Annotated in this window: 21 protein-coding genes; 13 read left to right on the top strand and 8 right to left on the bottom strand. The window is 32.3% G+C overall.

The features are described 5' to 3' along the window. Positions 1-62: 62 nt before the first annotated feature. The gene (locus FYJ81_RS07845; RefSeq protein ID WP_107385212.1) at positions 63-1,112 is read left to right on the top strand and encodes a ferrated catecholamine ABC transporter substrate-binding lipoprotein SstD; all 1,050 of its coding nucleotides are present in this window, start codon (positions 63-65) and stop codon (positions 1,110-1,112) included. 249 nt (positions 1,113-1,361) lie between these two features. Continuing rightward, positions 1,362-1,691 carry a PH domain-containing protein gene (locus tag FYJ81_RS07840; protein ID WP_107385211.1) on the top strand — a complete coding sequence of 110 codons (330 nt, stop codon included), beginning with the start codon at positions 1,362-1,364 and terminating at the stop codon, positions 1,689-1,691. Positions 1,692-1,829: 138 nt separating this feature from the next. Here FYJ81_RS07840 and FYJ81_RS07835 read toward each other — a convergent pair whose 3' ends face one another. From FYJ81_RS07835 to FYJ81_RS07825, 3 genes are all read right to left on the bottom strand, one after another. Continuing rightward, complete coding sequence (locus FYJ81_RS07835) at positions 1,830-2,144, bottom strand: CHY zinc finger protein (protein ID WP_107385210.1); 315 nt, start codon at positions 2,142-2,144, stop codon at positions 1,830-1,832. Between the two features lie 12 nt (positions 2,145-2,156). Then, positions 2,157-3,080, bottom strand: coding sequence for a UDP-N-acetylmuramate dehydrogenase (gene murB, locus FYJ81_RS07830; RefSeq protein WP_107385209.1), 924 nt, complete (start codon positions 3,078-3,080; stop codon positions 2,157-2,159). A 124-nt stretch (positions 3,081-3,204) separates the two neighbouring features. Next, entirely contained in the window at positions 3,205-3,747 is a 543-nt protein-coding gene (locus FYJ81_RS07825; RefSeq protein WP_154409540.1) for a GrpB family protein, read from the bottom strand. Between the two features lie 127 nt (positions 3,748-3,874). Here FYJ81_RS07825 and FYJ81_RS07820 point away from each other — a divergent pair, with 127 nt between their 5' ends. From FYJ81_RS07820 to FYJ81_RS07810, 3 genes are all read left to right on the top strand, one after another. Beyond that, a complete protein-coding gene (locus FYJ81_RS07820; RefSeq protein WP_119517880.1) occupies positions 3,875-4,762 on the top strand; it encodes an EMYY motif lipoprotein in 888 nt (295 codons plus the stop codon). Between the two features lie 153 nt (positions 4,763-4,915). Further along, positions 4,916-5,236, top strand: coding sequence for a bacillithiol system redox-active protein YtxJ (ytxJ, locus tag FYJ81_RS07815; RefSeq protein ID WP_019469507.1), 321 nt, complete (start codon positions 4,916-4,918; stop codon positions 5,234-5,236). Between the two features lie 421 nt (positions 5,237-5,657). After that, entirely contained in the window at positions 5,658-6,782 is a 1,125-nt protein-coding gene (locus tag FYJ81_RS07810) for a glycerate kinase (protein ID WP_107505092.1), read from the top strand. A gap of 388 nt (positions 6,783-7,170) precedes the next feature. On the opposite strand, the gene pepT is transcribed toward FYJ81_RS07810, so the two are convergent. From pepT to gdpS, 4 genes are all read right to left on the bottom strand, one after another. After that, a complete protein-coding gene (gene pepT / locus FYJ81_RS07805; RefSeq protein WP_107383664.1) occupies positions 7,171-8,409 on the bottom strand; it encodes a peptidase T in 1,239 nt (412 codons plus the stop codon). 11 nt (positions 8,410-8,420) lie between these two features. Continuing rightward, complete coding sequence (locus tag FYJ81_RS07800; protein WP_107383665.1) at positions 8,421-8,921, bottom strand: threonine/serine exporter family protein; 501 nt, start codon at positions 8,919-8,921, stop codon at positions 8,421-8,423. A gap of 14 nt (positions 8,922-8,935) precedes the next feature. After that, on the bottom strand, positions 8,936-9,697 hold the full coding sequence (locus FYJ81_RS07795; protein ID WP_154409539.1) for a threonine/serine exporter family protein: 762 nt from the start codon (positions 9,695-9,697) through the stop codon (positions 8,936-8,938). A gap of 972 nt (positions 9,698-10,669) precedes the next feature. Continuing rightward, the gene (gene gdpS / locus FYJ81_RS07790; protein ID WP_154409538.1) at positions 10,670-11,740 is read right to left on the bottom strand and encodes a GGDEF domain-containing protein GdpS; all 1,071 of its coding nucleotides are present in this window, start codon (positions 11,738-11,740) and stop codon (positions 10,670-10,672) included. Positions 11,741-12,146: 406 nt separating this feature from the next. On the opposite strand from gdpS, the gene FYJ81_RS07785 reads away from it, so the two are divergent. Then, positions 12,147-13,205 carry a glycosyltransferase family 4 protein gene (locus FYJ81_RS07785; protein WP_019469500.1) on the top strand — a complete coding sequence of 353 codons (1,059 nt, stop codon included), beginning with the start codon at positions 12,147-12,149 and terminating at the stop codon, positions 13,203-13,205. Between the two features lie 226 nt (positions 13,206-13,431). On the opposite strand, the gene FYJ81_RS07780 is transcribed toward FYJ81_RS07785, so the two are convergent. Next, positions 13,432-14,073: a YigZ family protein gene (locus FYJ81_RS07780; RefSeq protein ID WP_119517671.1), complete on the bottom strand. Its 642-nt coding sequence runs from the start codon at positions 14,071-14,073 to the stop codon at positions 13,432-13,434. 138 nt (positions 14,074-14,211) lie between these two features. On the opposite strand from FYJ81_RS07780, the gene fakB1 reads away from it, so the two are divergent. From fakB1 to FYJ81_RS07745, 7 genes are all read left to right on the top strand, one after another. Further along, positions 14,212-15,075, top strand: coding sequence for a fatty acid kinase binding subunit FakB1 (fakB1, locus tag FYJ81_RS07775; protein WP_154409537.1), 864 nt, complete (start codon positions 14,212-14,214; stop codon positions 15,073-15,075). Between the two features lie 256 nt (positions 15,076-15,331). Further along, complete coding sequence (locus tag FYJ81_RS07770) at positions 15,332-16,600, top strand: DEAD/DEAH box helicase family protein (protein ID WP_154409536.1); 1,269 nt, start codon at positions 15,332-15,334, stop codon at positions 16,598-16,600. Between the two features lie 110 nt (positions 16,601-16,710). Continuing rightward, positions 16,711-17,271 carry a ComF family protein gene (locus FYJ81_RS07765; RefSeq protein WP_226953528.1) on the top strand — a complete coding sequence of 187 codons (561 nt, stop codon included), beginning with the start codon at positions 16,711-16,713 and terminating at the stop codon, positions 17,269-17,271. Positions 17,272-17,337: 66 nt separating this feature from the next. Continuing rightward, positions 17,338-17,904, top strand: coding sequence for a ribosome hibernation-promoting factor, HPF/YfiA family (gene hpf / locus FYJ81_RS07760; protein WP_019469495.1), 567 nt, complete (start codon positions 17,338-17,340; stop codon positions 17,902-17,904). A 290-nt stretch (positions 17,905-18,194) separates the two neighbouring features. After that, a complete protein-coding gene (secA, locus tag FYJ81_RS07755) occupies positions 18,195-20,726 on the top strand; it encodes a preprotein translocase subunit SecA (RefSeq protein WP_107383670.1) in 2,532 nt (843 codons plus the stop codon). A gap of 232 nt (positions 20,727-20,958) precedes the next feature. Continuing rightward, positions 20,959-22,084, top strand: a protein-coding gene (gene prfB / locus FYJ81_RS07750) for a peptide chain release factor 2 (protein ID WP_154409535.1) whose coding sequence is annotated in 2 segments (ribosomal slippage) — positions 20,959-21,030 and positions 21,032-22,084 — 1,125 coding nt in all. Because the reading frame shifts where the segments join, the coding sequence is not laid out codon by codon here. Between the two features lie 409 nt (positions 22,085-22,493). Next, complete coding sequence (locus FYJ81_RS07745) at positions 22,494-23,474, top strand: COG3942 and LysM peptidoglycan-binding domain-containing protein (protein ID WP_107386212.1); 981 nt, start codon at positions 22,494-22,496, stop codon at positions 23,472-23,474. The last annotated feature ends 264 nt before the right edge of the window (positions 23,475-23,738 follow it).

Raw genomic sequence — 23,738 nt, 5'->3', positions numbered from 1 at the left:
GCTCATTTTAAACGGCATATTGAAATGGTGATTAACTTTAGTATTCCAGGAGGATTAAACATATGAAGAAATTTGCTTTGTTTATGGTAATAGGTTTAATGTTTTTATTAGTAGCATGTAGTAATGGTGGCTCAGACGATAAAAAGTCATCGGATACAAAATCAGATAGCAATGAATCAAATAAAACAGTTAAGATAGAAAATGATTATAAAGCTAATGGAGAAAAACGTGATGGAAGTGATGCTAAATCTGTAAAAGAGACAGTTGAGGTTCCAGTAAATCCTAAAAACGCAGTTGTGTTTGATTATGGTGCATTAGATACATTAAAAGAATTAGGACTTGAAGATAAAGTTAAAGCAGTTCCTAAAGGTGAAGATGCTAAATCATTACCAGATTTTTTAAGTGAATTTAAAAATGATAAGTATTTAAATACTGGTAGTTTAAAAGAAGTTAATTTTGACAAGGTTGCAGAAGCAAAACCAGAAGTGATATTCATATCTGGACGTACAGCAAACCAAAAAAACTTAGATGAATTTAAAAAAGCTGCACCAGATGCTAAAGTTGTTTACATAGGTGTAGATAATAAAGATGAAGTTAAGTCGCTTAAAGCAAATGCTGAAAAAATAGGTAAAATTTATCAAAAAGAAGACAAAGTTAAGTCTCTTAATAAAAAATTAGAAGATAAAATAGCAAGTATGAAAGAAAAAACAAAAGATTTAAAAGACCAAAAAGCGTTATATTTGTTAGTAAATGAAGGTGAATTATCAACATTTGGTCCTGGAGAACGTTTCGGTTCTATGATTTTTAATACAATGGGCTTTACACCAGCAGATAAAGAAATTAAAGAAAGTAATCATGGCCAAAATGTTACAAATGAATATGTTGCAGAAAAAAATCCTAGCATTATTTTTGCGATGGACCGAGGTCAAGCTGTAGCAGGTAAATCTACTGCTAAAAAAGCATTGAGTAATGATGTCATCAAAGATGTTGATGCGATTAAGCATGATAAAGTATATGAATTAGATCCAAAACTTTGGTACTTCTCAAGTGGTTCGACGACAACTGCGATTAAACAAATTGAAGAAGTCGAAAAAGCAATAGATAAAAAATAATAATAGACATTAGTGGGGATTGTCTTAATAATGCATACTCAAAGCAGTGAAAATCACTTTAATCGTGAATTCACTGCTTTTTTGATATGGATGATGCGTTCTGCTTACAAGATGATATAAAATGTAACTGTGCTAATCTCAATTGTTTTTTGGTTGGCTCAATACTAGAATGGAATTGAGCACTTAAGTAATAAATTGATTTAAAAACTTGTATAATGAATAAAAATAGTAAAAGAAGGTGACATAAAAATGATTTTAGATAATGTAAACCCAAATGATTTATTTCCAACAGAAAAGAAAGGTCCTAGTGTACTAGGTACGATAGAGTATTCTGTACAAGGTTCTACAGAATTTGAAGGTGCATTTATTGCTACAAATGAACGTATTATTTTAAATGTAGATATGAATGGAGAATTCTATTATAGAAGTATTGGTTATGATGAAGTAGAGAAAATTACATACGAAGACGGTCGCATTCATTTCACGTTTAATATTGGGCCTATGCCGATGAAAAATATACAAAAAGGTGATGCAGAAGCGTTTGTACAATTTGTAAAAGACAAAATAAACGCACAATAAATAGGAAGATAGTGTTTGAATGAACTTGTGTATGTCATGTTTATGTTTATTTTTACAATGGTTTAAATAGATAAAAGAGCGACGTAGAAACTTGATTAGAAAATAAATTTCTGCGTCGCTCTTTTTGTTTAGCGTTAATTATATAGAAAAGTAAGTGCTGTAATGATATTTACAACGATTATTAAAATGTGCATCACAGTTTGGACACGCTTCAATCAGCATATATTCATTGATTGTCATTTCGTGTCTGCATACACCACATAAAATAGCTTTTGTATTAAATTCATCAGCATCCCATCTTTGTATTGAATGAGAGGTGTCCTCATTATGACATTTATAACATGGATAGTATTTATTACAGCATTTGAATTTAATTGCTATTACATCTAATGGTGTGTGGTAGTGTGTACAACGTGTTTCATTATCTACAGTTGCACCGTATACTTTCGGCATCTTATAACACTCCTAACGTTCAATAGGATGTTCACCAATTATTCTAACTTCTGGATGAAGTTCAACATCAAATTTTGCTTTAACCGTTTTTTGCACGTGATGGATTAAATCTTCGTAGTCAGTTGCAGTACCTTTATCAACGTTTACCATAAAGCCTGCATGTTTCTTAGATACTTCTACGCCACCTATACGATAGCCTTGTAGGTTTGAATCTTGTATTAATTTACCAGCAAAATGCCCTGGTGGTCTTTGGAAGACGCTACCACAAGATGGGTATTCTAAAGGTTGTTTCGTTTCTCTTCTATCAGTCAAATCATCCATTTTCTCTTGGATATCTTGTAAATTGCCAGGCGCTAATGTAAATGCAGCTTCTAATACAACTAAGTGTTCTTTTTGGACGATACTATTACGATAATCTAACTCCAGTTCTTTGTTTGTCAGTGTGATTAGATCTCCCTTTTCATTAACACATAGTGCATAATCAATACAATCTTTGACTTCACCACCATAAGCACCTGCATTCATAAATACAGCGCCACCAATTGAACCTGGGATACCACAGGCAAATTCTAATCCAGTAAGCGCATTATCACGTGCAGTACGTGACACATCAATAATTGCAGCACCGCTTCCTGAGATGATTGCATCATCAGAAACATCAATATAATTTAACTGAAGTAAACTGATAACGATTCCTCTGATGCCACCTTCACGGATGATGATGTTTGAACCATTACCTAGATATGTGACGGGTATATCATTTGTGTAGGCAAAATGGACGATAGCTTGGACATGCTCATTTTGGGTTGGAGATAAATAATAATCGGCTTGACCTCCCGTCTCAGTGTATGTATAGCGCTTTAGCGGTTCGTCAACTTTTATAATATCTTTTGGAACTATTGCTTCTAATTCTTTTAAGATGTCATCTTTATGCAATTATAGAACATCCTTTCCTGTTGAATTCATTTATATATTATACCAATGATTTAACATGTTTGCTAAATAGTATATCGTTTTATTGAAAACGATTAAGTTAATTTAATATTTTAGTGATTAAAGATTAGTTGTGTGTGTTCGATAAATCTTTATTAATTTTTCGGAGTAGTTGTTTGAAAAGTAATTGTTTTTGATTTTCATATTCACGAATTAGTACTGCATCTGTCGCTAAATTATACTTTTGCTTTCCAAAGTTGGTTGCTGGAGATGAGTTAATTGTTAAGTAATGATTTGTCTTCAGATAATCATTATAAAGTTGTGAATCTATTTGAACAATATGTAATCGAGCAATTTGTCTTAAATCAATGAGATTATTAAATTGAGCCATTACTACTTTTTTATGATATGGATGGTGAAGTCTATAAAACCCTTCATAATTTAATCTTTTTTCATCTAAAGCAGTTATATCATGTAAATCATTGACGCCAACTAAAACATCTAAAATAGGTTCAGTAGGGTAGTTGAAGTGACTCGTTCCTCCGATATGATGTGTTGTTTTTACAGGTGTATCTAAGAGTGTCAATAATTTATGACGTAGCATCTGATATTGTTTAATAAAAGTTTGTTGTATATCTTCATTGATAAAAGGTTGAACATCCGAATGCATTGAATTAAATCACTCCTTTAAATGATCAAAATAAATTGTTAAACTGTAAATTCTGGAATAATATATCATATATTATTTTCAAGTTAAATAAGTTTCTGTATAATACGTAATGATAAGGAGTGCAGAAATGAAAAAATTAATGTGCTTTGTTTTATTAGTTTGTTTTGCCGTAGTACTTGTCGCTTGCGGACATGAAGGTGCCAACGAATTTAAAGATTTCGATAGTACATTAACTGACGTAAAGCAAAAAGAAAAGGAATTTAATAAAGTAATGGATTCTATTGATTTAGAAAACATTAATGATTTAAGTAAAACAGATATGACTGATAAAAACAAAAAAGAATTCAATCAATTGCAAAATAACTTGAATAGCAAGTTAACACCTAAACTTGAAGCATATGAGAAATCTACAAAACATCTGCCAGCAAATTCTGAGGAAACCAAGGAATTAAAATCAAAATATTTAGCATCTGTCAAAAAGAAAAAAGCTGCCATCGAGGAAGTTAAAACATTTGTTGATTTATACAACCAAGCAGTTAAAGCGAATGAAGATATTTTAGATTACACAAAACTTTTTGAAAAGAATAGATCAGAAGTAGAAGAAAACATGAAAAAAGCTAATAATGCTGGTGAAAGTGTTAAAGGCTTTAAAGAGAAATTGGAACAAAATAACAAAGATTTAAAAAATACAGCGGAAAAAGAATCCAATTCTACAAATGCTAAATCAGAGAAGCAAGTCATTGAAACTCAAATTATGCCATTAATAAAAAAACAAATTAAAGACTTGAACAAGGCAGAAATAACAGATGGCTATGTGAATGATGCGCGTAAAAACACGATTGAGATGTACTATAGCTTACAAAATTATTATGAAACAAGAGAAGAAACAATTGAAATTGGTGAAGCAATCGCTAAAATAGACATCAATAAATTACCTAAAGAAAGTGAAGATTTAAAACATTATGATAAGGATTTTAATAAACGCTATGCCGAATTAAAAGAAAAATATCAATAATAAATTAATCGGGTAAGTTATGAGATTTGTAATAAACTGTTAACAATAAAAAGGGAATTGTGTATAATTGGAAACAATTATATGTGAATATCATTGGAATTTCACACTTTTAGAGACAATGTGGTGTGTTAAATATTTTTAGAGGTGAATAGAATGGCTATAAAGCTGAGTTCGATTGACCAGTTTGAGCAAGTTTTAGAAGAAAATAAATATGTATTTGTGCTGAAGCATAGTGAAACATGTCCAATTTCAGCAAATGCTATTGATCAATTCAACAAATTTTTATATGAAAGAGATATGGATGGTTATTATTTAATCGTACAACAAGAGAGAGCTTTATCAGATTATATAGAAGAAAAAACAAATGTTAAACATGAATCGCCACAAGCATTTTATTTTGTGAAGGGACAAGCGATTTGGAATGCAAGTCACGATCATATTAATGTAAAATCTTTGGCAGGCGCTGAAGAATAAAAAATAAATATTTAATAAAGAAACGCTTGTTAAGCTTTAAGTTATATTAAAAGGTTTAACAAGCGTTTCTTATAATGTGAAAAAATGTGTTTTGACATGTATAATATAAAGTTGAATTAGTAATGCATATATGTGCATAGATGTATATTATTTATGTAACTATTGTATTTATCATCAATACGATGTTTGAACGTGATTACCAACCTTAAGTGTGATGATATTTTTACCAGCGGTTTAGTAGCATATGATTTGTGCTAAATTTAACACAGAGTGAAATGATACTTAGTTTGATTTCTGTACAGTTGAATTAAATATATCAATTAATCACAGCTATTTAAAATTTATAAGGTGTGGAAATCACGTTAACTTAAAAATAAAGCTATGAAAATTACAATATAATATTAATATTAGAGGTGACAAAATGAAAGTATTAGTAGCAATGGATGAATTTAATGGTATTATATCTAGCTATCAAGCCAATCGGTATGTAGAAGAAGCGGTTGCTAGTCAAATAGAGAAGGCTGATATTGTTCAAGTACCGTTGTTTAATGGTCGGCATGAACTGATGGATTCTGTCTTTTTATGGCAGTCAGGTACCAAATACAGAGTGGTTGCACATGATGCAGATATGAATGAAGTAGAAGCTATTTATGGTATTACTGATAATGGTATGACAATTATTGAAGGTAATCTATTTTTAAAAGGTCAACGTCCAATTATAGAAAGAACAAGTTATGGTTTAGGTGAAATTATACTTGATGCAATAGAAAATGGTGCTGAACATTTAATTATTTCGCTAGGTGCTATTGGTAGTTTTGATGGTGGTGCTGGCATGCTTCAAGCACTCGGTGCTAAATTTTATGATGACGAGGCTCAAGAAATCGATGTTACACAAGGCAGTCGTGTTTTAAAATATATTCGTCGTATAGATGTATCTCAAGTTAATCCTAAGTTGAAAGATATTAGAATCCAACTTATGTCAGATTTTGATAGTAAATTATATGGTAAAAATAGTGAAATCATGCAAACATATGAAACGCATCAAATTTCGCATCAAGAAGCAAGTGAGATAGATAATTTAATATGGTATTTAAGTGAGATGTTTAAAGCTGAATTAAAAATCGCACTAGGGCCTATTCAAAGAGGCGGCGCTGGTGGGGGTATAGCTGCAATGTTAAATGGTTTATATAGTGCTGAGATTATGACGAGTCATGAACTGGTAGACCAAATTACGCATTTAGAGTCATTAATTCAACAAGCAGATTTAATAATTTTTGGTGAAGGTGTGAACGAGCAAGATCAAATTTTAGAAACGACTACCGTTCGCTTAGCCGAGCTAGCTACAAAATATGACAAACCGTCAATCGCAATTTGCGCAACAGATGATAAGTTTGATTTGTTTGAATCGATGGGTGTAACAGCAATGTTTAATACATTTATAGAAATGCCTCAATCTTTTACAGATTTTAAAATGGGAATTCAAATTAGACATTATACGGTTCAAGCGATTAAGCTATTAAAAACACAGTTTGATGTTAATAAATAAAATATAAATGCAAAACCGTCAATTTCTATTGTAATTATATAGAAATTGACGGTTTTTTAAATTCTACAAAAATCAGCAGTTGTTCGAAGTTACAATTATAAGACATAAATTTAATAAAAATTATTTTTAATACACATACGTATGATAAGAAACAATACTACCATAATGTTGGCACCCAGTGGTATCGTCTGATTAACAAATACAAGTTTGAGGTTTATACGAAATATGTGTTGGACTAGCATGCACAATCCAAATTGTAAGGTACAAAAATAAAAAAAGGGAGTAGGACAAAAATCTAATCTTTGAAAAGATTTCGTTGTCCTACTCCGACAAGGATGATGAGCATTGAAAAAGTACAAAATGACCTCTATATCCGAGTCATTTCTATTTAATCATTCTTTTGATAAGTTTGTACGACTTCTTGAGCGATACCTACTATGACATCTACAGCTTTTTCCATGACATCGATAGAAGCATATTCGAAAGGTCCATGGAAGTTATCACAGCCAGTAAAAATGTTAGGTGTTGGCAATCCCATAAATGATAGTTGTGAACCATCTGTGCCACCACGAATCGGTTCAGTATTAGCTGGAATATCTAACTTGTCAAAGACACGTTTAGGAATGTCTATAACATGTGGTTTTGGCTTAATTTTTTCTCCCATATTGTAATATTGGTCGTTTATTTCAACTTCGATCGGTTCATCTTCAAAATGACTATTGATATCATTTTTAATTTCTACTAAACGTTTTTTACGTAAATCAAATTCATGCTTATCATGATCACGAATAATATAGTAAAGTTTCGCTTTCTCAACATCACCATCAAATTTCATTAAATGATAAAAACCTTCATAACCCTCTGTACGTTCAGGCACTTCATTTTGAGGTAAAAGAGCGTTGAATTGTTGACCTAATAGCACAGCATTAACCATCGCATCTTTAGCAGAGCCTGGATGAACATTAACACCGTGACAAGTTACAATCGCTTCTGCAGCATTAAAACTTTCATATTGTAACTCACCAAATTGGCTGCCATCCATTGTATATGCAAAGTCAGCATTAAAACGTTCAACGTCAAATGCATGTGGTCCTTTACCAATTTCTTCATCAGGTGTAAAAGCTACTCTGATGCGACCGTGTTTGATTTCTGGATGCGATGTTAAATATTTTAAAGCTTCCATAATTTCAACGACACCAGCTTTATCATCTGCACCTAATAATGATGTGCCATCTGTAACCATTAAAGTATGTCCCTCTACTTGTTTCATAGCAGGAAAGACATCTTGACTTAAAACTCGATTTGTATCGCCGAGCTGAATCGGTTTCCCATCATACTGCTCAATAATTTGTGGATTGACATTTGTAGCATTAAAATCGGGTGAAGTATCAACATGCGCAAGAAAACCAACAGTTGGAATAGCTTCGTTAACATTACTTTCTAATGTTGCAAACAAGTATCCATTTTCATCAACATCAGTTTCTAGTCCTAAATCTGTTAATTCATCATTCAATAAATTCAATAAATCCCACTGTTTATTAGTGGAAGGTGTTGAATTTGATTGTGGATCAGATTGTGTATCAATTTTGACATATCTTGTAAGTCGCTCAATAATATCATTTTTCATAAAAACACCCCTTATGCTCTGTTATTCATATTATATGATTTCTTATATATTTTACCATTCATTTTACCAATGTGTTGTTTTATGCGTGTATAAAGATAATAAATAATCTCTGCACATAAAATACCAAAGGCAATTGCACCTGAAATAAGTGTTACTTCGAGAAATGTATTGACGGCATGTGTATATTGGTTGCTCACTAAATAGCGTGTTGCCTCATAGGCAAGTCCACCAGGAACGAGTGGGATGATGCCAGGCACAATAAAGATGATGACTGGTCTTTTATAACGTCTACTCATGGTATGACTCATAATTGCCAATATAAAACTTCCTAGGAACGAAGCCATTACCTTTCCTAGTTCTACATCAAGTGTCACTTTATATATAATCCATCCCATAGCACCAACGAAACCGCAAGCTAAAAGGAGACGTCGAGGTGCATTAAAAATAACAGAAAATAGCATTGTCGCTAAATAACTAACAATAAATTGTAAAACATAGTAGCCAATGACCATTTGAGCACTCCTTTTTAAAATATTAATAAAACGATTGCGACACCAGCACCTATAGCAAATGATGTTAAGGCCGCTTCGACACCACGAGACATACCAGCGATAAGTTCGCCTGCCATGAGATCTCGAATAGCATTGGTAATTAAAATACCAGGGACTAGTGGCATGACGCCTGCAATGGTAATAATATCTTGGTTTGCTGCCATGCCTAATTTTGAAAATGTAGCTGCTATTGTAATAACAACCGCAGCACTAATAAATTCCGAAAAGAACTTTATTTGTATATAACGTTGAACAAAATCAAAAGTTAAAAATGCACCAGCTCCTGCAAGAATTGCAAAAAAGAAGTCATTCATAACACCGCCAAACATAAATAAGAAAAAACCACATGCAATGGCAGCAGCAAAAAATTTAGTGATAGATGAAAACTGTAATGATGCATGGTGTAAATGAATAAGTTCAGATTTTGCTTCATCTATACTTAACTGATTATTAGAAATCTTTCTAGATAAACTATTGGTTAATGAAATTTTTTCTAGATCAGTCGTCCGCTCACGTATACGGATAAGTCTCGTGTTTGTTCGATTATTGAGTGAAAAAATAATCGCTGTAGATGTAACAAAACTATATGTATCATCTAAGCCGAAACTTGCTGAAATTCTATTCATCGTATCTTCAACACGATAAGTTTCAGCACCGCTTTCAAGCAATATTCTGCCTGCAATGAGCACAACGTCAATCACTTTATCTTCATCAATGATAGTGATCGAATCAGACATAGCTGGGCACCTCCTAAATTTTTTCATAAATCAATAGAAAGTTTACCGTGTACTAAGGTAACTTTCAATAATATTTATTTCAGTATAGATTGTTTTTATAATTACCTCCTATATTGTAACAAACTTAAATTTGTAAATGATATGTTTTATTTTAAAAATATTGAAGGAATGCTTATGCATTGTTAAATCTTACGAGTGTTTTTATGTTTTCAATAATATTTTTAGAGTTTTACTTTCAAAAGAACTATGTGATGAAATACATTAATGTAGATGTTTAAATAGCCGTTTTCATAATATAAATTAAAAAAGCTTGAGATATAAATAACCATTCTCAAATCAAAAAGGATTAATCCACTTTATATGGATTGGTCCTCTTTATATTTAAAATATTACGATTTTGATCGTGCATGCTTGCCTGGGGATATGGCTCGAGCCTGTAGTCTCTCACTCATATCATTTCCCCGGGCGTCAGCACGATGCAAAATCTCTATAAGTGACGTGTTTTAATACAATAGAAAAAAGCTTCGTATTATTTAACTTATACAACTAATAGAAAGTCATATTTTTAATTAACCAAAAGATATAACTTAATATGAATACACATGATGGATGAGTCCATTTTATATAAAAATATTACGATTTTGATCGTGCATGCTTGCCTGGGGATATGGCTCGAGCCTGTAGTCTCTCACTCATACTATTACCCTGGGTGTCAGCACATTACAAAATCGGTACAATATATAAATTAATATTCAAAAAACAAGGCACTTTCATATAATTTAATAAACATTCACTCGAATATCAGTTCGAGGAATAAATAAACTTAAACAAGAACTTGGTTTTGTATTAATGGCATTTCATAAAACTAAAGAAAACGTCAATTTCTATATCTTCTCAATAGAAATTGACGCTTATTTTTTAGTCCGAGATATTTATGTCCCAGACTCTTGAAAATGGCTTTATTTTATTTAGTTAAAATTTAACAATGGGGTTAAACATGACTTGATTACGTCCTTCATTTTTAGCCATATGCAACATATCATCTGCGACTTTAAAGACGGTACGTTGAGATTTATAATCATCTTTAGTTAAGTATCCAACACCAATAGAAACTGATAATTTAATAATTTCTTTATTTGGTAAATGGAAAGTAGATTGTTCCACGCCTTTACGGATACTTTCACTTAATTTAACGCATTGATCTAACGTATAGTCATATAATACTACAGAAAACTCTTCGCCACCGTTACGGTAAATACTAAATTGTTCTGGCACGTAGTTTTTCAGTAATTGTGCGATTTGTCGTAATACAGCATCACCAGAATCATGTGAATACATATCATTAACATCTTTAAACCCATCAATATCGATGAGTAGTAAACCTAAACTTTCATCATTTTCTTCTGCAATACGTGTTGTTTCATTCAAATGTCTATCGAATTCTTTAACATTGCCTAAACCCGTCAAATAATCAAATTTATCTTCATTCTCAAAGCGGTTTACTAAAGAGAAGAAATGCCAAATATCTACGAATGTAATCGAAGAAGTGATTGTTAAAATGAACGATAACGGTATCATATATAATACTTCTTTAAATTCATAATATGGACTGATAAATGACAAGAGGACAAAAATGACTAGCGTAATTAAGTTGAGTATTTGTAATGAGATGATGTCATTTTGTTTTAAAAATGGTCCTATTGCTCCGACAATGATGGCTATTACAATTAAGATCATTGCAGTTATAATCGTATAATCGCCAATTAATACATTAACTAAAGACACGATAAACGCTGCTAAAACTGTATAAACCATATTTGTATATCTACCTAAAAATAAAATCGGCACAAAAGATAAATAGAGTACATATTCATTGAAGATAGGGACAGGCTTTACAGATAATAATAATGCTACAATGGTCATTAAAACCGTGACGTATTCTTTTGAAAACACCATATTTTTATTTTCAGAGTACTGTAATCGGTGGAATAAATAAATTCCTGCGACAGTAACCGCAATATTGTAAATAATAGCTTCAAACATTTTTCTTACGCTCCTTTAAATACACACTTAGTCATTGTAAGTGAAAAGTTACATTTTGTCATCATTGATATTTAGAAATTAATAACATTTGTTTAAAATTCATGTTAGAATACTTATTTGAGTGATTGTAAAATAAATAAATTGTTTATTCTATAAAAAAGAAAGTGAATTTCTGCGTTGAATCTTACTAATGATTACATTACTATTTGTATTACTAAAAGTACATCGTGTATTATAGACTTAATTGAATCATTTATAGAATTACTCGAAATATATAAAGTTAATTATGTTTTAAAAACACACATGTGTATATCCATTCCAAATATGATTTCATATTTGGAATATTTATAGAGATTTTAAATTCAAATTCAAAAATATAAAGACTTAAAATAATGAAGGTGAACTGATGTATACGTTATTATTAATCATTTTTTCAATGATTGTCAGTTTAATACTTACTCCCATTGTCATAAAGGTTTCCCATAAATTGGGTGTTGTTGATCAACCTAATTTTAGGAAAGTACATAAAAAACCAACTTCTGTCTTAGGTGGTACCGTGATACTACTTTCCTTTTTATTAGGGATTTGGTTAGGACATCCAATTGAAACAGAGGTGAAGCCACTCGTCATTGGGGCAGTATTAATCTACTTAGTAGGATTGATAGATGATATCTATGATTTAACGCCAATCGTAAAATTATTAGGCCAGGTGGTTGCAGCACTGGTTGTCGTTTATTATGGTGTAACCATTGATTTCATCTCTTTACCGATTGGACCAACAATACATTTTGGTATATTAGGTATCCCTATTACAGTGATTTGGATTGTTGCGATTACCAATGCAATCAACTTAATTGATGGTTTGGATGGTTTGGCTTCTGGTGTAGCAACAATCGCATTGATGACTATTGGGTTTATCGCAATATTACAAGCAAATATATTTATAATTATGATCTGTAGTGTGCTTATCGGTGCGTTATTAGGTTTCTTATGTTTTAATTTTCATCCTGCTAAAATATTTTTAGGGGATAGCGGCGCATTACTTGTTGGCTTTATTGTTGGTTTTCTTTCACTCTTAGGTTTTAAAAATATTACATTTGTGTCTTTATTCTTCCCGATTGTTATTTTAGCAGTACCGTTTATAGACACTTTATTTGCTATGATACGACGTGTGAAAAAGGGCCAACGTATTATGCAAGCGGATAAGTCACATCTACATCATAAATTACTAGAGTTAGGTTATTCACATCGTCAAACAGTTATTCTGATATATTCAATCGCATTGTTATTTAGTCTTTCAAGTATTATTTTATATTTATCGCAACCATGGGGCGTACTCATGATGCTTGTACTCATACTCATTACAATTGAACTCATTGTTGAATTTACAGGATTAATAGATGACGATTATAGACCACTCTTAAAATTAATTGAAAATAAAGAACGACATAAAAAAGATGAATAGTTAGACTACTAATTAGAACCTGAGATATTAATATCTCAGGTTCTAATTTTGTTTTATGAACAGCGATAAATTAAAGCAACGACTGATATACTTACTTTTTTAAATTTCACTTTAATTACAAATATCAATGCATATCAGTAAGGTTTTTTCATTCTTTTAACTTTGTAACAGGATAGATACTATTTATGATGGATGGTGCATATAAATAACTTGAAATAGCTATACTTCAGGTTGTTGGTATGTCAAATGGTAACTTAATGATATCTTGCTCAACTAAATCATAGTTACCAGAAGTAATTTTATTTAGAAAAGCAATAAAATCATCATATTCCGCTTCTACCACATCTATTTGATAACTCACTTTGTCTGTGTAATTTGTGTTTCTTAAGAAGAAAGATGTTTGCGCTAATTCATATTCAAATTTACCAGTAAGATCATAATCAATAGTGATTGTAGTTGGTATTGCTGAGCGTAAAGCAACACGACCCACTTCATAAATGACATCTCTCACGGCGCCACTGTAGGCTCTTATTAAACCGCCGCCACCCAATTTTATACCACCGAAATAACGCGTAACTACGACACAAACATTGTGAACTTCTAGTTTTTTTAATATTTCTAGCATTGGTACACCTGCAGTTCCACTTGGTTCTCCATCATCATTTGCTTTTTGAATATTCATTTGTGCTCCAACCGTATATGCAGAACAATTATGTGTTGCTTCTCGATGTTCTGATTTCACCAAGTTTATAAAGTCTTTAGCTTCTGCTTCAGAGTCAACAGGTTTGATATGGGCAATAAAGCGTGATTTGCTAATTACATTTTCTATCATATGTTCTTGCTTTATTGTTATGATTGATTCATCCATATTTAAACACTCCAGTCATAGTTTCAATCAATACATATTATTATACACGGTTCTGAATTCAAGTTTAATGTAAAAATAAATTTTCTTTTAATATAAAATAATGTATCATAGTTGTGAGTATAATTGAGGAGGATTATGATGAAAATTGCTGTATTAACAGATTCAACGAGTTATCTATCTCAAACATTAATTGATAAATATAATATAAATATTGCGCCACTAAGTGTAACTTTTGATAACGGTGAAAATTTTGTAGAAAATGCATCTATTTCAGCAGATGAATTTTATGAAAGAATGAAAACATCTAAAACAATTCCTACGACAAGCCAGCCGGCAATTGGTGAATTTATAACAAAATACGAGCAATTACGCGATGAAGGATATACAGATGTCATAGGCGTTTTCCTATCTTCAGGTATCAGTGGTACTTATCAAACAGCTACACAAGCGGGAGAAATGGTTGAAGGGATTAATGTGCATACATTTGATTCAAAAATTTCAGCGATGGCAATGGGGATTTACGTATTACGTGCAATTGAATTAATTGAACAAAACGATGAACCTCAGGCAATCATTAAAGAGCTTGAAGCAATGCGAGAAGTCACAGGTGCGAGATTGATGGTAGACGATTTGAAAAACTTGCAAAAAAGTGGTCGTATTACTGGTGCTCAAGCGTGGGTTGGTACGATGTTGAAAATGAAACCAGTTTTAAAATTTGAAGATGGTTTAATTTTACCTGATGAAAAAATACGTACTAAAAAACGTGCACTTAAAGAAATTAACAATAAAGTGATTGAAATCGTTAAAGATTATGAAGAGGTTACTTTATTAGTGATAGGTGGAGATGTTCGAGAAGATGCAGACTGGATGTACAATGAATTACAAAACAACTATCCACAATATAAATTATATCGTTCTTATTTAGGTCCTGTAGTCGCAGCTCATTTAGGCTCAGGGGGTATGGGATTAGGTTTCACAGGTAGGTCCGTGCGTACAGACTAAATGGCAGATTTGAAAATACTTTTATCATGTGTTAAGTAAAGTAGCGTTTTACGAGAGATACTTGTTATAAATATAACTGTTCATTCAGTCATTAATACCAACAATAAGATGACAAATGAGTTGTTTAGCGTTTAAATTTCTGTACGATAAATCAATGAATTAATTATTTTATAGCGGGTCTTGAAATTAAAGTAAAGTTTAATTTTTGACTCGCTTTTTAGTTTGGAGGAAATAAACGATTAAATACTATGGAAGAATGATTAATGATAAGTCCTTATTAACTGATGAACGTATAAGACAAACGACGAAAGGTGTTATATTAGATAACGGCTATTGGACGTGTTCGCAATGTCATTCACACCGACCAACGCATTTTTATAAATATCAATCTATGGTATTAAATAAGCCAATCGTCTACTGTAGAAATTGTATCAATATGGGGGGAATGGATAATATTACCGAGGTTTATATCATAGAAAGTCACAATGTAGTGACGCCTTGCCATTATCAATTATCATTCAAATTATCAGAGCAACAGCAATTTGCATCCGACAAAATTGTATCAGCGATTGCAAGCTTCCATTCTCTATTACTTCATGCTGTCACAGGTGCAGGTAAGACTGAGATGATATTTGAAGGAATTAAATATGCGAGGAACCAAGGTTATAATGTCGCAATCGTATCTCCACGGGTTGATGTCGTTTTAGAAGTGAGCATGAGGATTAAAGCAGCATTCCGCGAAGAAGAAATAGATGTATTACATCAATCATCACAGCAACAGTTTAATGGTCATTTTATTATTGCCACAGTTCATCAACTTTATCGTTTCAAACAACATTTTGATGTAATTATTGTAGATGAAGTAGATGCCTTTCCATTACCCACAGAACCAACGTTGATAAAAGCATTACAGCGTGCCTCGAAATTAAAACACTGTCATATATTAATGACTGCTACACCCACAAAATCATTAATTAGACAAATTAGCAATTTAGAAATCATTCAATTACCCGCACGTTTTCATAGACATCCTTTACCAGTGCCTCAATTTAAATTTCTGAGAATTAATCCCAATAAAAAGCAATATCAATTATTACGATTTTTACAACATCAAGTCAGTCAACAACGATATACGCTCGTCTTTTTTAACGACATTATTTTAATGAAACAATTGTATCAATTATATAAAGATGCGTTACCATCTTTAATATATGTTTACAGTAATGATGTGTTTCGATTTGATAAAGTAAAGCGTTTGAGAGATGGCGAACACGCCATTGTTTTCACCACTACTATTTTAGAAAGAGGCTTTACTATGGCAAAACTCGATGTTGTGATCATAAATAGCCACCAGTTTGAGACGAGCGCCATCATTCAAATATCAGGAAGAGTTGGAAGAAAAGCGGAAGCACCAACAGGAAGCGTATTTTGTATGCATGAAGGTATCACACTGTCTATGCTTCAAGCTCAATATCAGATAAAGAAAATGAATAAACTTGCAAAAAAAAGAGGGTGGATAGACTGACAGCGATATGTTTATATTGTCACACTTATTATTCAGAACCGTTAAATGCATTTACCTTTTATAAAAAAGCTTCAAAATTGTGCCATATTTGTAATCATCAATGGGATATAATGAAATTAAATGCGACGAATCGCTGCCCAACATGTATGAAGTTACTTAATGAAACAGAAAAATTATGCTCAGATTGTACCGAATTATCTTCGAAATTTAAATTAATGAATAAATTATATTGTTTTTACCGATACGACGGTATTGTAAAAGAAATGATTCAACAATATAAATTTAAAAGAGATGTTGCAATAGCAGAAATAATTGCAGAAAGAGTTAAATTGCCTCATTACAAATATGATTACATTATCCCCATACCGTCTCCTCTATATAGAGATAGGGAAAGAACGTTTAATCCTATACAATCAGTATTAGACTTAAAAAAGGTTAAATATCATTGTCTGCTTGCCACACCCTCATGTATAAAACAATCAGAATTAAGTAAACAAAAACGCATGCAACGACCGAATCCTTTTGAAATGACACGATATGTAGATTTAAAAGAAAAAAATATTTTGTTGATAGATGACATATATACTACAGGCTTAACGGTTCATAATGCAGGACAATTGTTATTTGATAGAAAAATCAGAAAATTTGATGTGTTTACGTTTGCACGGTAAGCTATTCGTGGTATTATAGATATAAGCACTATTACCAATATAGAGGTTTTAAAGGAGTCGATTACTATGATCAGATTTGAAATTCACGGAGAGAACCTCACTATTACTGATGCGATTCGCAACTATATTGAGGAGAAAATTGGTAAATTAGAACGTTACTTTAACAATGTGCCAAATGCAACTGCACACGTTAAAGTTAAAACGTACCAAAACTCAGCAACTAAAATAGAAGTAACTATTCCATTGAAAAATGTTACGCTTAGAGCGGAAGAACGTCATGATGATTTATACGCTGGTATTGATTTAATTAATAGCAAATTAGAAAGACAAGTTAGAAAATATAAAACGCGTGTAAACCGTAAAAATAGAAAGAATGACGAACCAGAAGCATTCGCATCATTACCTGAAGAACAAGAGGCAGAAAAACTACAAAATGATGACAATGATAGTGAAATTGAGATTATTCGTTCAAAAAATTTCAGCCTAAAACCTATGGATTCTGAAGAAGCGGTATTGCAAATGGATTTATTGGGCCATGATTTCTTCATTTTTACAGATCGCGAAACAGATGGTACAAGTATTGTCTATAAAAGAAAAGATGGCAAATATGGACTGATTGAAACAACTGAATAATTCAATTGCATTAGTATCATATTTGTAAAAGTAGTAGCGTCCATGATTGAGTGAAATCATGGACGCTCATTTTTTGCTATGTTATTATGTAATAATTTGAAAGTGAACATGTATGTTGTGTATATTTTTATTGAGGCAGTATTTCAATATGTATTCCAAAACATGTAAGTAAAATATAGCGTAGGTAGTACGATAAACGTAATAAGTGTAAATTTAAGCTTATAAATGATATTATAAATTGTTGTAAACGAAGAGTTATAATGAGTTATAAAGCTAAAGGAGCGAACAGAATGGGTTTTTTATCAAAAATTGCAGATGGCAATAAAAGAGAAATAAAACGCCTTGGTAAATTAGCCGACAAAGTCCTCGCATTAGAAGAGGATATGTCGATATTAACTGATGAAGAAATTAAAGAAAAAACGAAAAATTTTCAAGCGCAAGTTCAAGAAGAAGAAGATATTAAAAAGCAAAATAAAATTTTAGATGATATTTTACCAGAAGCATTTGCTTTAGTTAGAGAAGGATCAAAACGTGTGTTTAACATGATTCCTTATAAAGTACAAGTTATGGGTGGTATAGCGATTCACGGCGGCGATATTTCTGAAATGAGAACCGGTGAAGGTAAAACATTGACGGCGACAATGCCAGTTTATTTAAATGCTCTATCAGGACGCGGTGTACATGTTATTACAGTCAATGAATATTTATCTAGTATACAGAGTGAAGAAATGGCTGAATTATACGAATTTCTTGGATTAAGTGTTGGTTTGAACTTAAATAGTAAAACGACCGCAGAGAAAAGAGAAGCTTACGCAAGTGATATCACTTATAGTACCAACAACGAATTAGGATTTGATTACTTACGTGATAACATGGTGAATTATGCGGAAGAACGCGTGATGCGATCACTTAATTTTGCGATTATTGATGAGGTAGACTCAATTTTAATTGATGAAGCACGTACGCCATTGATTATTTCAGGTGAAGCAGAGAAATCAACTTCACTTTATACTCAAGCAAATGTTTTTGCTAAAATGCTTAAAAGCGAAGATGATTATAATTATGATGAAAAAACAAAAGCAGTCCAATTAACCGAGCAGGGTATTGATAAAGCAGAACGCATGTTTAAAATTGATAACCTTTACGATGTGAAAAATGTTGATATTATCAGTCATATCAATACTGCGTTACGTGCACATGTTACTTTACAAAGAGATGTAGATTATATGGTGAATAACGGTGAAGTATTGATTGTTGACCAATTTACAGGACGTACAATGCCTGGACGTCGTTTTTCAGAAGGATTACACCAAGCAATTGAAGCTAAAGAAGGTGTGAAAATTCAAAACGAATCAAAAACGATGGCTTCAATTACATTCCAAAACTATTTTAGAATGTATAATAAATTATCCGGTATGACAGGTACTGCAAAGACAGAAGAAGAAGAGTTTAGAAATATTTACAATATGACAGTTACGCAAATTCCTACCAACAGACCAGTACAACGTATTGATAAACCTGATTTAATTTATATCAGTCAAAAAGGTAAATTTGATGCAGTTGTAGAAGATGTCATTCAAAAGCATAAACAAGGTCAACCAGTCTTGTTAGGGACTGTTGCTGTTGAAACAAGTGAATATATTTCTAATTTATTGAAAAAACACGGTGTACGTCATGATGTTTTAAATGCGAAAAATCACGAACGTGAAGCGGACATTATTGCAAGTGCTGGCCAGCGTGGTGCAGTGACAATTGCTACCAACATGGCCGGTCGTGGTACGGACATCAAATTAGGCGATGGTGTTGAAGAAATAGGCGGCTTAGCAGTAATTGGTACAGAACGTCATGAATCTCGTCGTATAGATGACCAATTACGTGGTCGTTCAGGTCGTCAAGGAGATAAAGGTGATAGCCGTTTCTATTTATCGCTACAAGATGAGTTAATGGTGCGCTTTGGTTCGGAACGTTTACAAAATATGATGAACCGATTGGGCATGGATGATTCAACGCCGATCGAATCTAAAATGGTTTCACGTGCTGTTGAATCAGCTCAAAAACGTGTTGAAGGTAATAACTTTGATGCTCGTAAACGTGTCCTTGAGTATGACGATGTACTGCGTAAACAGCGTGAAATTATCTATAGTGAACGTAATGATATTATTGACAGCGACGAAAGTGGCGAATTAATCAATGCAATGCTACGCTCTACGTTAGAAAGAAGTATTCATTATTATGTAAATGAAGAAGATGACGAACCTGACTATGAGCCATTCATCAATTATGTGGAAGATGTTTTCTTGAATGAAGGCGAATTAAAAGTAGAAGATATTAATGGAAAAGATAGTGACGATATTTTTGAGGTTGTATGGTCAAAAATAGAAATAGCCTTAAAAGATCAAAAAGAGAAAATAGGTACTCAGTTTGATGAATTTGAGCGTATGATTTTACTCCGTTCCATTGACACGCATTGGACAGACCATATTGATACTATGGATCAACTACGTCAGGGTATTCATCTACGTTCATATGGTCAACAAAATCCATTACGTGACTATCAGAATGAAGGTCACCAATTATTTGATACTATGATGCAAAACATTGAAGAAGATGTGAGTAAATATATTCTCAAATCAGTAATTTCAGTAGAAGATGATGTAGAACGTGATAAAACAACTGATTTTGGTAAAGCTGAGCATGTATCAGCAGAAGATGGAAAAGAAAAAGCGAAAGCAGAGCCTTATGTCAAAGATGAACATATAGGCAGAAATGACCCATGTCCTTGTGGTAGCGGTAAGAAATATAAAAACTGTCATGGCGCTTAAACTTATCTAAATGATAAACGTGTGAGACAGGATTTATTACTTTTTGTATATCAAGCATCTTTTGCAGTTAAATTGTGGCGTTTAACTGTGAAAGATGTTTTTTTAATAATTTAAGGATAGAGGCTAGTGCTTAAGTTGAAATTGGCAGTTTATATTTTGTATCATATGTATGATAGTGTAGTAATTGATATATCAAATATATTTCATTCGTAAAAATTAGGAGAGATGCACAATGGAATTATCTGAAATTAAGCGTAATTTAGATGCTTATAATGAAAAGTTAGAACAACTTAGGGGGTCTCTTTGACTTAGAAGAAAAAGAGACAAACATACAAGAATACGAAGAAATGATGACAGATCCTTCATTTTGGGATGATCAAGATAAAGCTCAAGAAATTATAGATAAGAATAATGCTTTAAAATCGGTTGTTAATGCCTACAGAGATTTAGAAGCAAACATTGAAGATATGGAAACAACACGAGAATTATTGTTAGAAGAAGACGATACATCGATGAAAGATGATTTAGAAGCAAGTGTCGTCCATTTTCAAAACGAGCTAAACCAATTTGAGTTACAATTATTGTTAGATGGGCCTTATGATGCGAATGATGCAATTATTGAATTGCATCCTGGTGCAGGTGGTACAGAATCTCAAGATTGGACAAATATGCTGTTGAGAATGTACCAACGTTACTGTGAACAAAAAGGCTTTAAAGTTGAAATTGCAGACTATTTGCCTGGGGATGAAGCGGGTGTTAAGAGTGTAACAATGATTGTGAAAGGTCATAATGCATATGGCTATTTAAAAGCTGAGAAAGGTGTGCATCGACTTGTACGTATATCACCATTTGACTCATCTGGTCGTCGACATACATCTTTTGCTTCTTGTGATGTCATACCACAGTTTAATAACACTGAAATAGAAGTGGAGATAAATTCTGATGATATTACCATTGATACATTTAGAGCTTCAGGTGCAGGTGGTCAACATATCAATAAAACAGAATCAGCTATTAGAATTACCCACCATCCAACGGGTATTGTGGTAAATAACCAGAATGAACGTTCACAAATCAAAAACAGAGAAGCTGCAATGAAAACATTGAAGTCTAAACTCTATCAATTAAAAATAGAAGAACAAGAACAAGAAATGGCCGAAATCCGTGGTGAACAAAAAGAAATTGGATGGGGAAGCCAAATTAGATCTTATGTATTCCATCCATATGCGATGGTTAAAGATCACAGAACAAACGAAGAAACAGGTAAAGTAGATGCAGTTATGGATGGTGATTTAGGACCGTTTATTGAAGCGTATTTACGAAATCAAATGAATCTAAATCATTCAGCAAAAGATTAATACTTAAATAGATGTTAATATTATACTAACTTTATGAGTGAGCAGGGAACCAATTTATAAATAATTGTTTTCTAGCTCACTCATATTTTTATAGAGTAATATAGTATGTAAGACGAGCTATTCAATTAAAATGATTGCTTAAATTTTATTAGTAATTTTTAATAAATAGATTCTTATATGTAAAATACAAATTGAAATATTACAGTTGAATTTAACCGATGTGTTACTATGATTAAAATTATTGTGATAAAAGTAAGAAAGGCTTGATTAAAGGCCAATGAGGCGTTCAGTTAATAATTATCTTTTGCATTACAAAATGATAACAATGCTAAAAGTATTAAGCGGATATGCTATATTATGATTGATTAAATATCGAATAAATTTAGACAGCAAAGGATTGAAACACATAATGAAGAAAGGCTTAACTTTTTCTCTAACTTCTGCAGCACTGTTTTTTGGCGTGAATGGTCTAGCATCAGCTGATCAAGTACATACAGTGAAAGAAGATACTGATTTATCAAATATAGCGCAAGCATTCGCAACAACGACTAATACAATACAATCATTAAATCATATGGAGCTTGTACAGTCGGTTAAATCTGGACAAACGCTAGTACTCCCTGACGAAGATATTGTGGAAGTGAAAGAAGGCGATACACTACAAGGTATTGCGAATAAACATCAAATAAGTTTAAATGAACTTTATCAATTGAATCCGTATATTACAGAGACAATTCATCCTGGGCAGCTCATTGCTGTTTCTGAAAAAGGTTCATCACATTTAAATAACCAATTTCAAAGCACATACACACAAAGTAATTCAGAAAGTTACACACAAAATGACTTAGAAAATAATTCGAATAGTGATCAATTCACAATAGGTGTAACAACTGAAAACAATAATACGTTCACAAAATTAGCGAACCATTCTTTACCAGTAAAGCAGCAATCTTGGTCAAATGATAGTATTGATGAACGCGATACTACATCAAACGTTGACAGTATTCATAACAATGGTTATCAACCGAAATACTACACAGCTCAAGAGCAGAAACACTACGCATCCGGTGGGCAGAATTATTATGATTGGGGTCAGTGCACATACTACGCTTTTGATAGACGTCAACAATTAGGTAAATCTGTAGGAACACTTTGGGGCAATGCGAATAACTGGGCTTCAGCTGCACGTCAAAATGGTTATGTTGTTAATTCTACACCTGAAGTAGGCGCTATCTTACAAAGTAATGCTGGAAATTATGGTCATGTAGGCATAGTAGAACGTCAAAATAGTGACGGATCCATTTTGGTTTCGGAAATGAACTGGCAAGGTGTAGGACAAAAATCTTATAGAACCATTCATAATTCGGGACAATATAACTATATTCATTAAAAAGATAAAAACGTATACTTAGAAATTTCACTAGCAATTGTACAAATATATTTAAACTAATAGCCCGAGACATAAATAATGTCTCGGGCTTATTATCATAATGGGCATTGGTGTAGGCAATATATATCAGAGGTGTCATTTTTTACGCTCAGTACTTTTTCAATAAAATTTGTTATGGGCGCATCATTTTTTGAAATGATGTAAAATGAATAAAACTTGAAAGACAAATAAATAGGTTATATTTTGAAAATAGAACGATTCGAT

Source organism: Staphylococcus sp. McC-251-APC-3A2 (assembly GCF_009695665.1).
Lineage (GTDB): Bacteria > Bacillota > Bacilli > Staphylococcales > Staphylococcaceae > Staphylococcus > Staphylococcus cohnii.
Note: the sequence above shows the minus strand (reverse complement) of the source record. Positions and strands in the feature narration are given on the sequence as shown.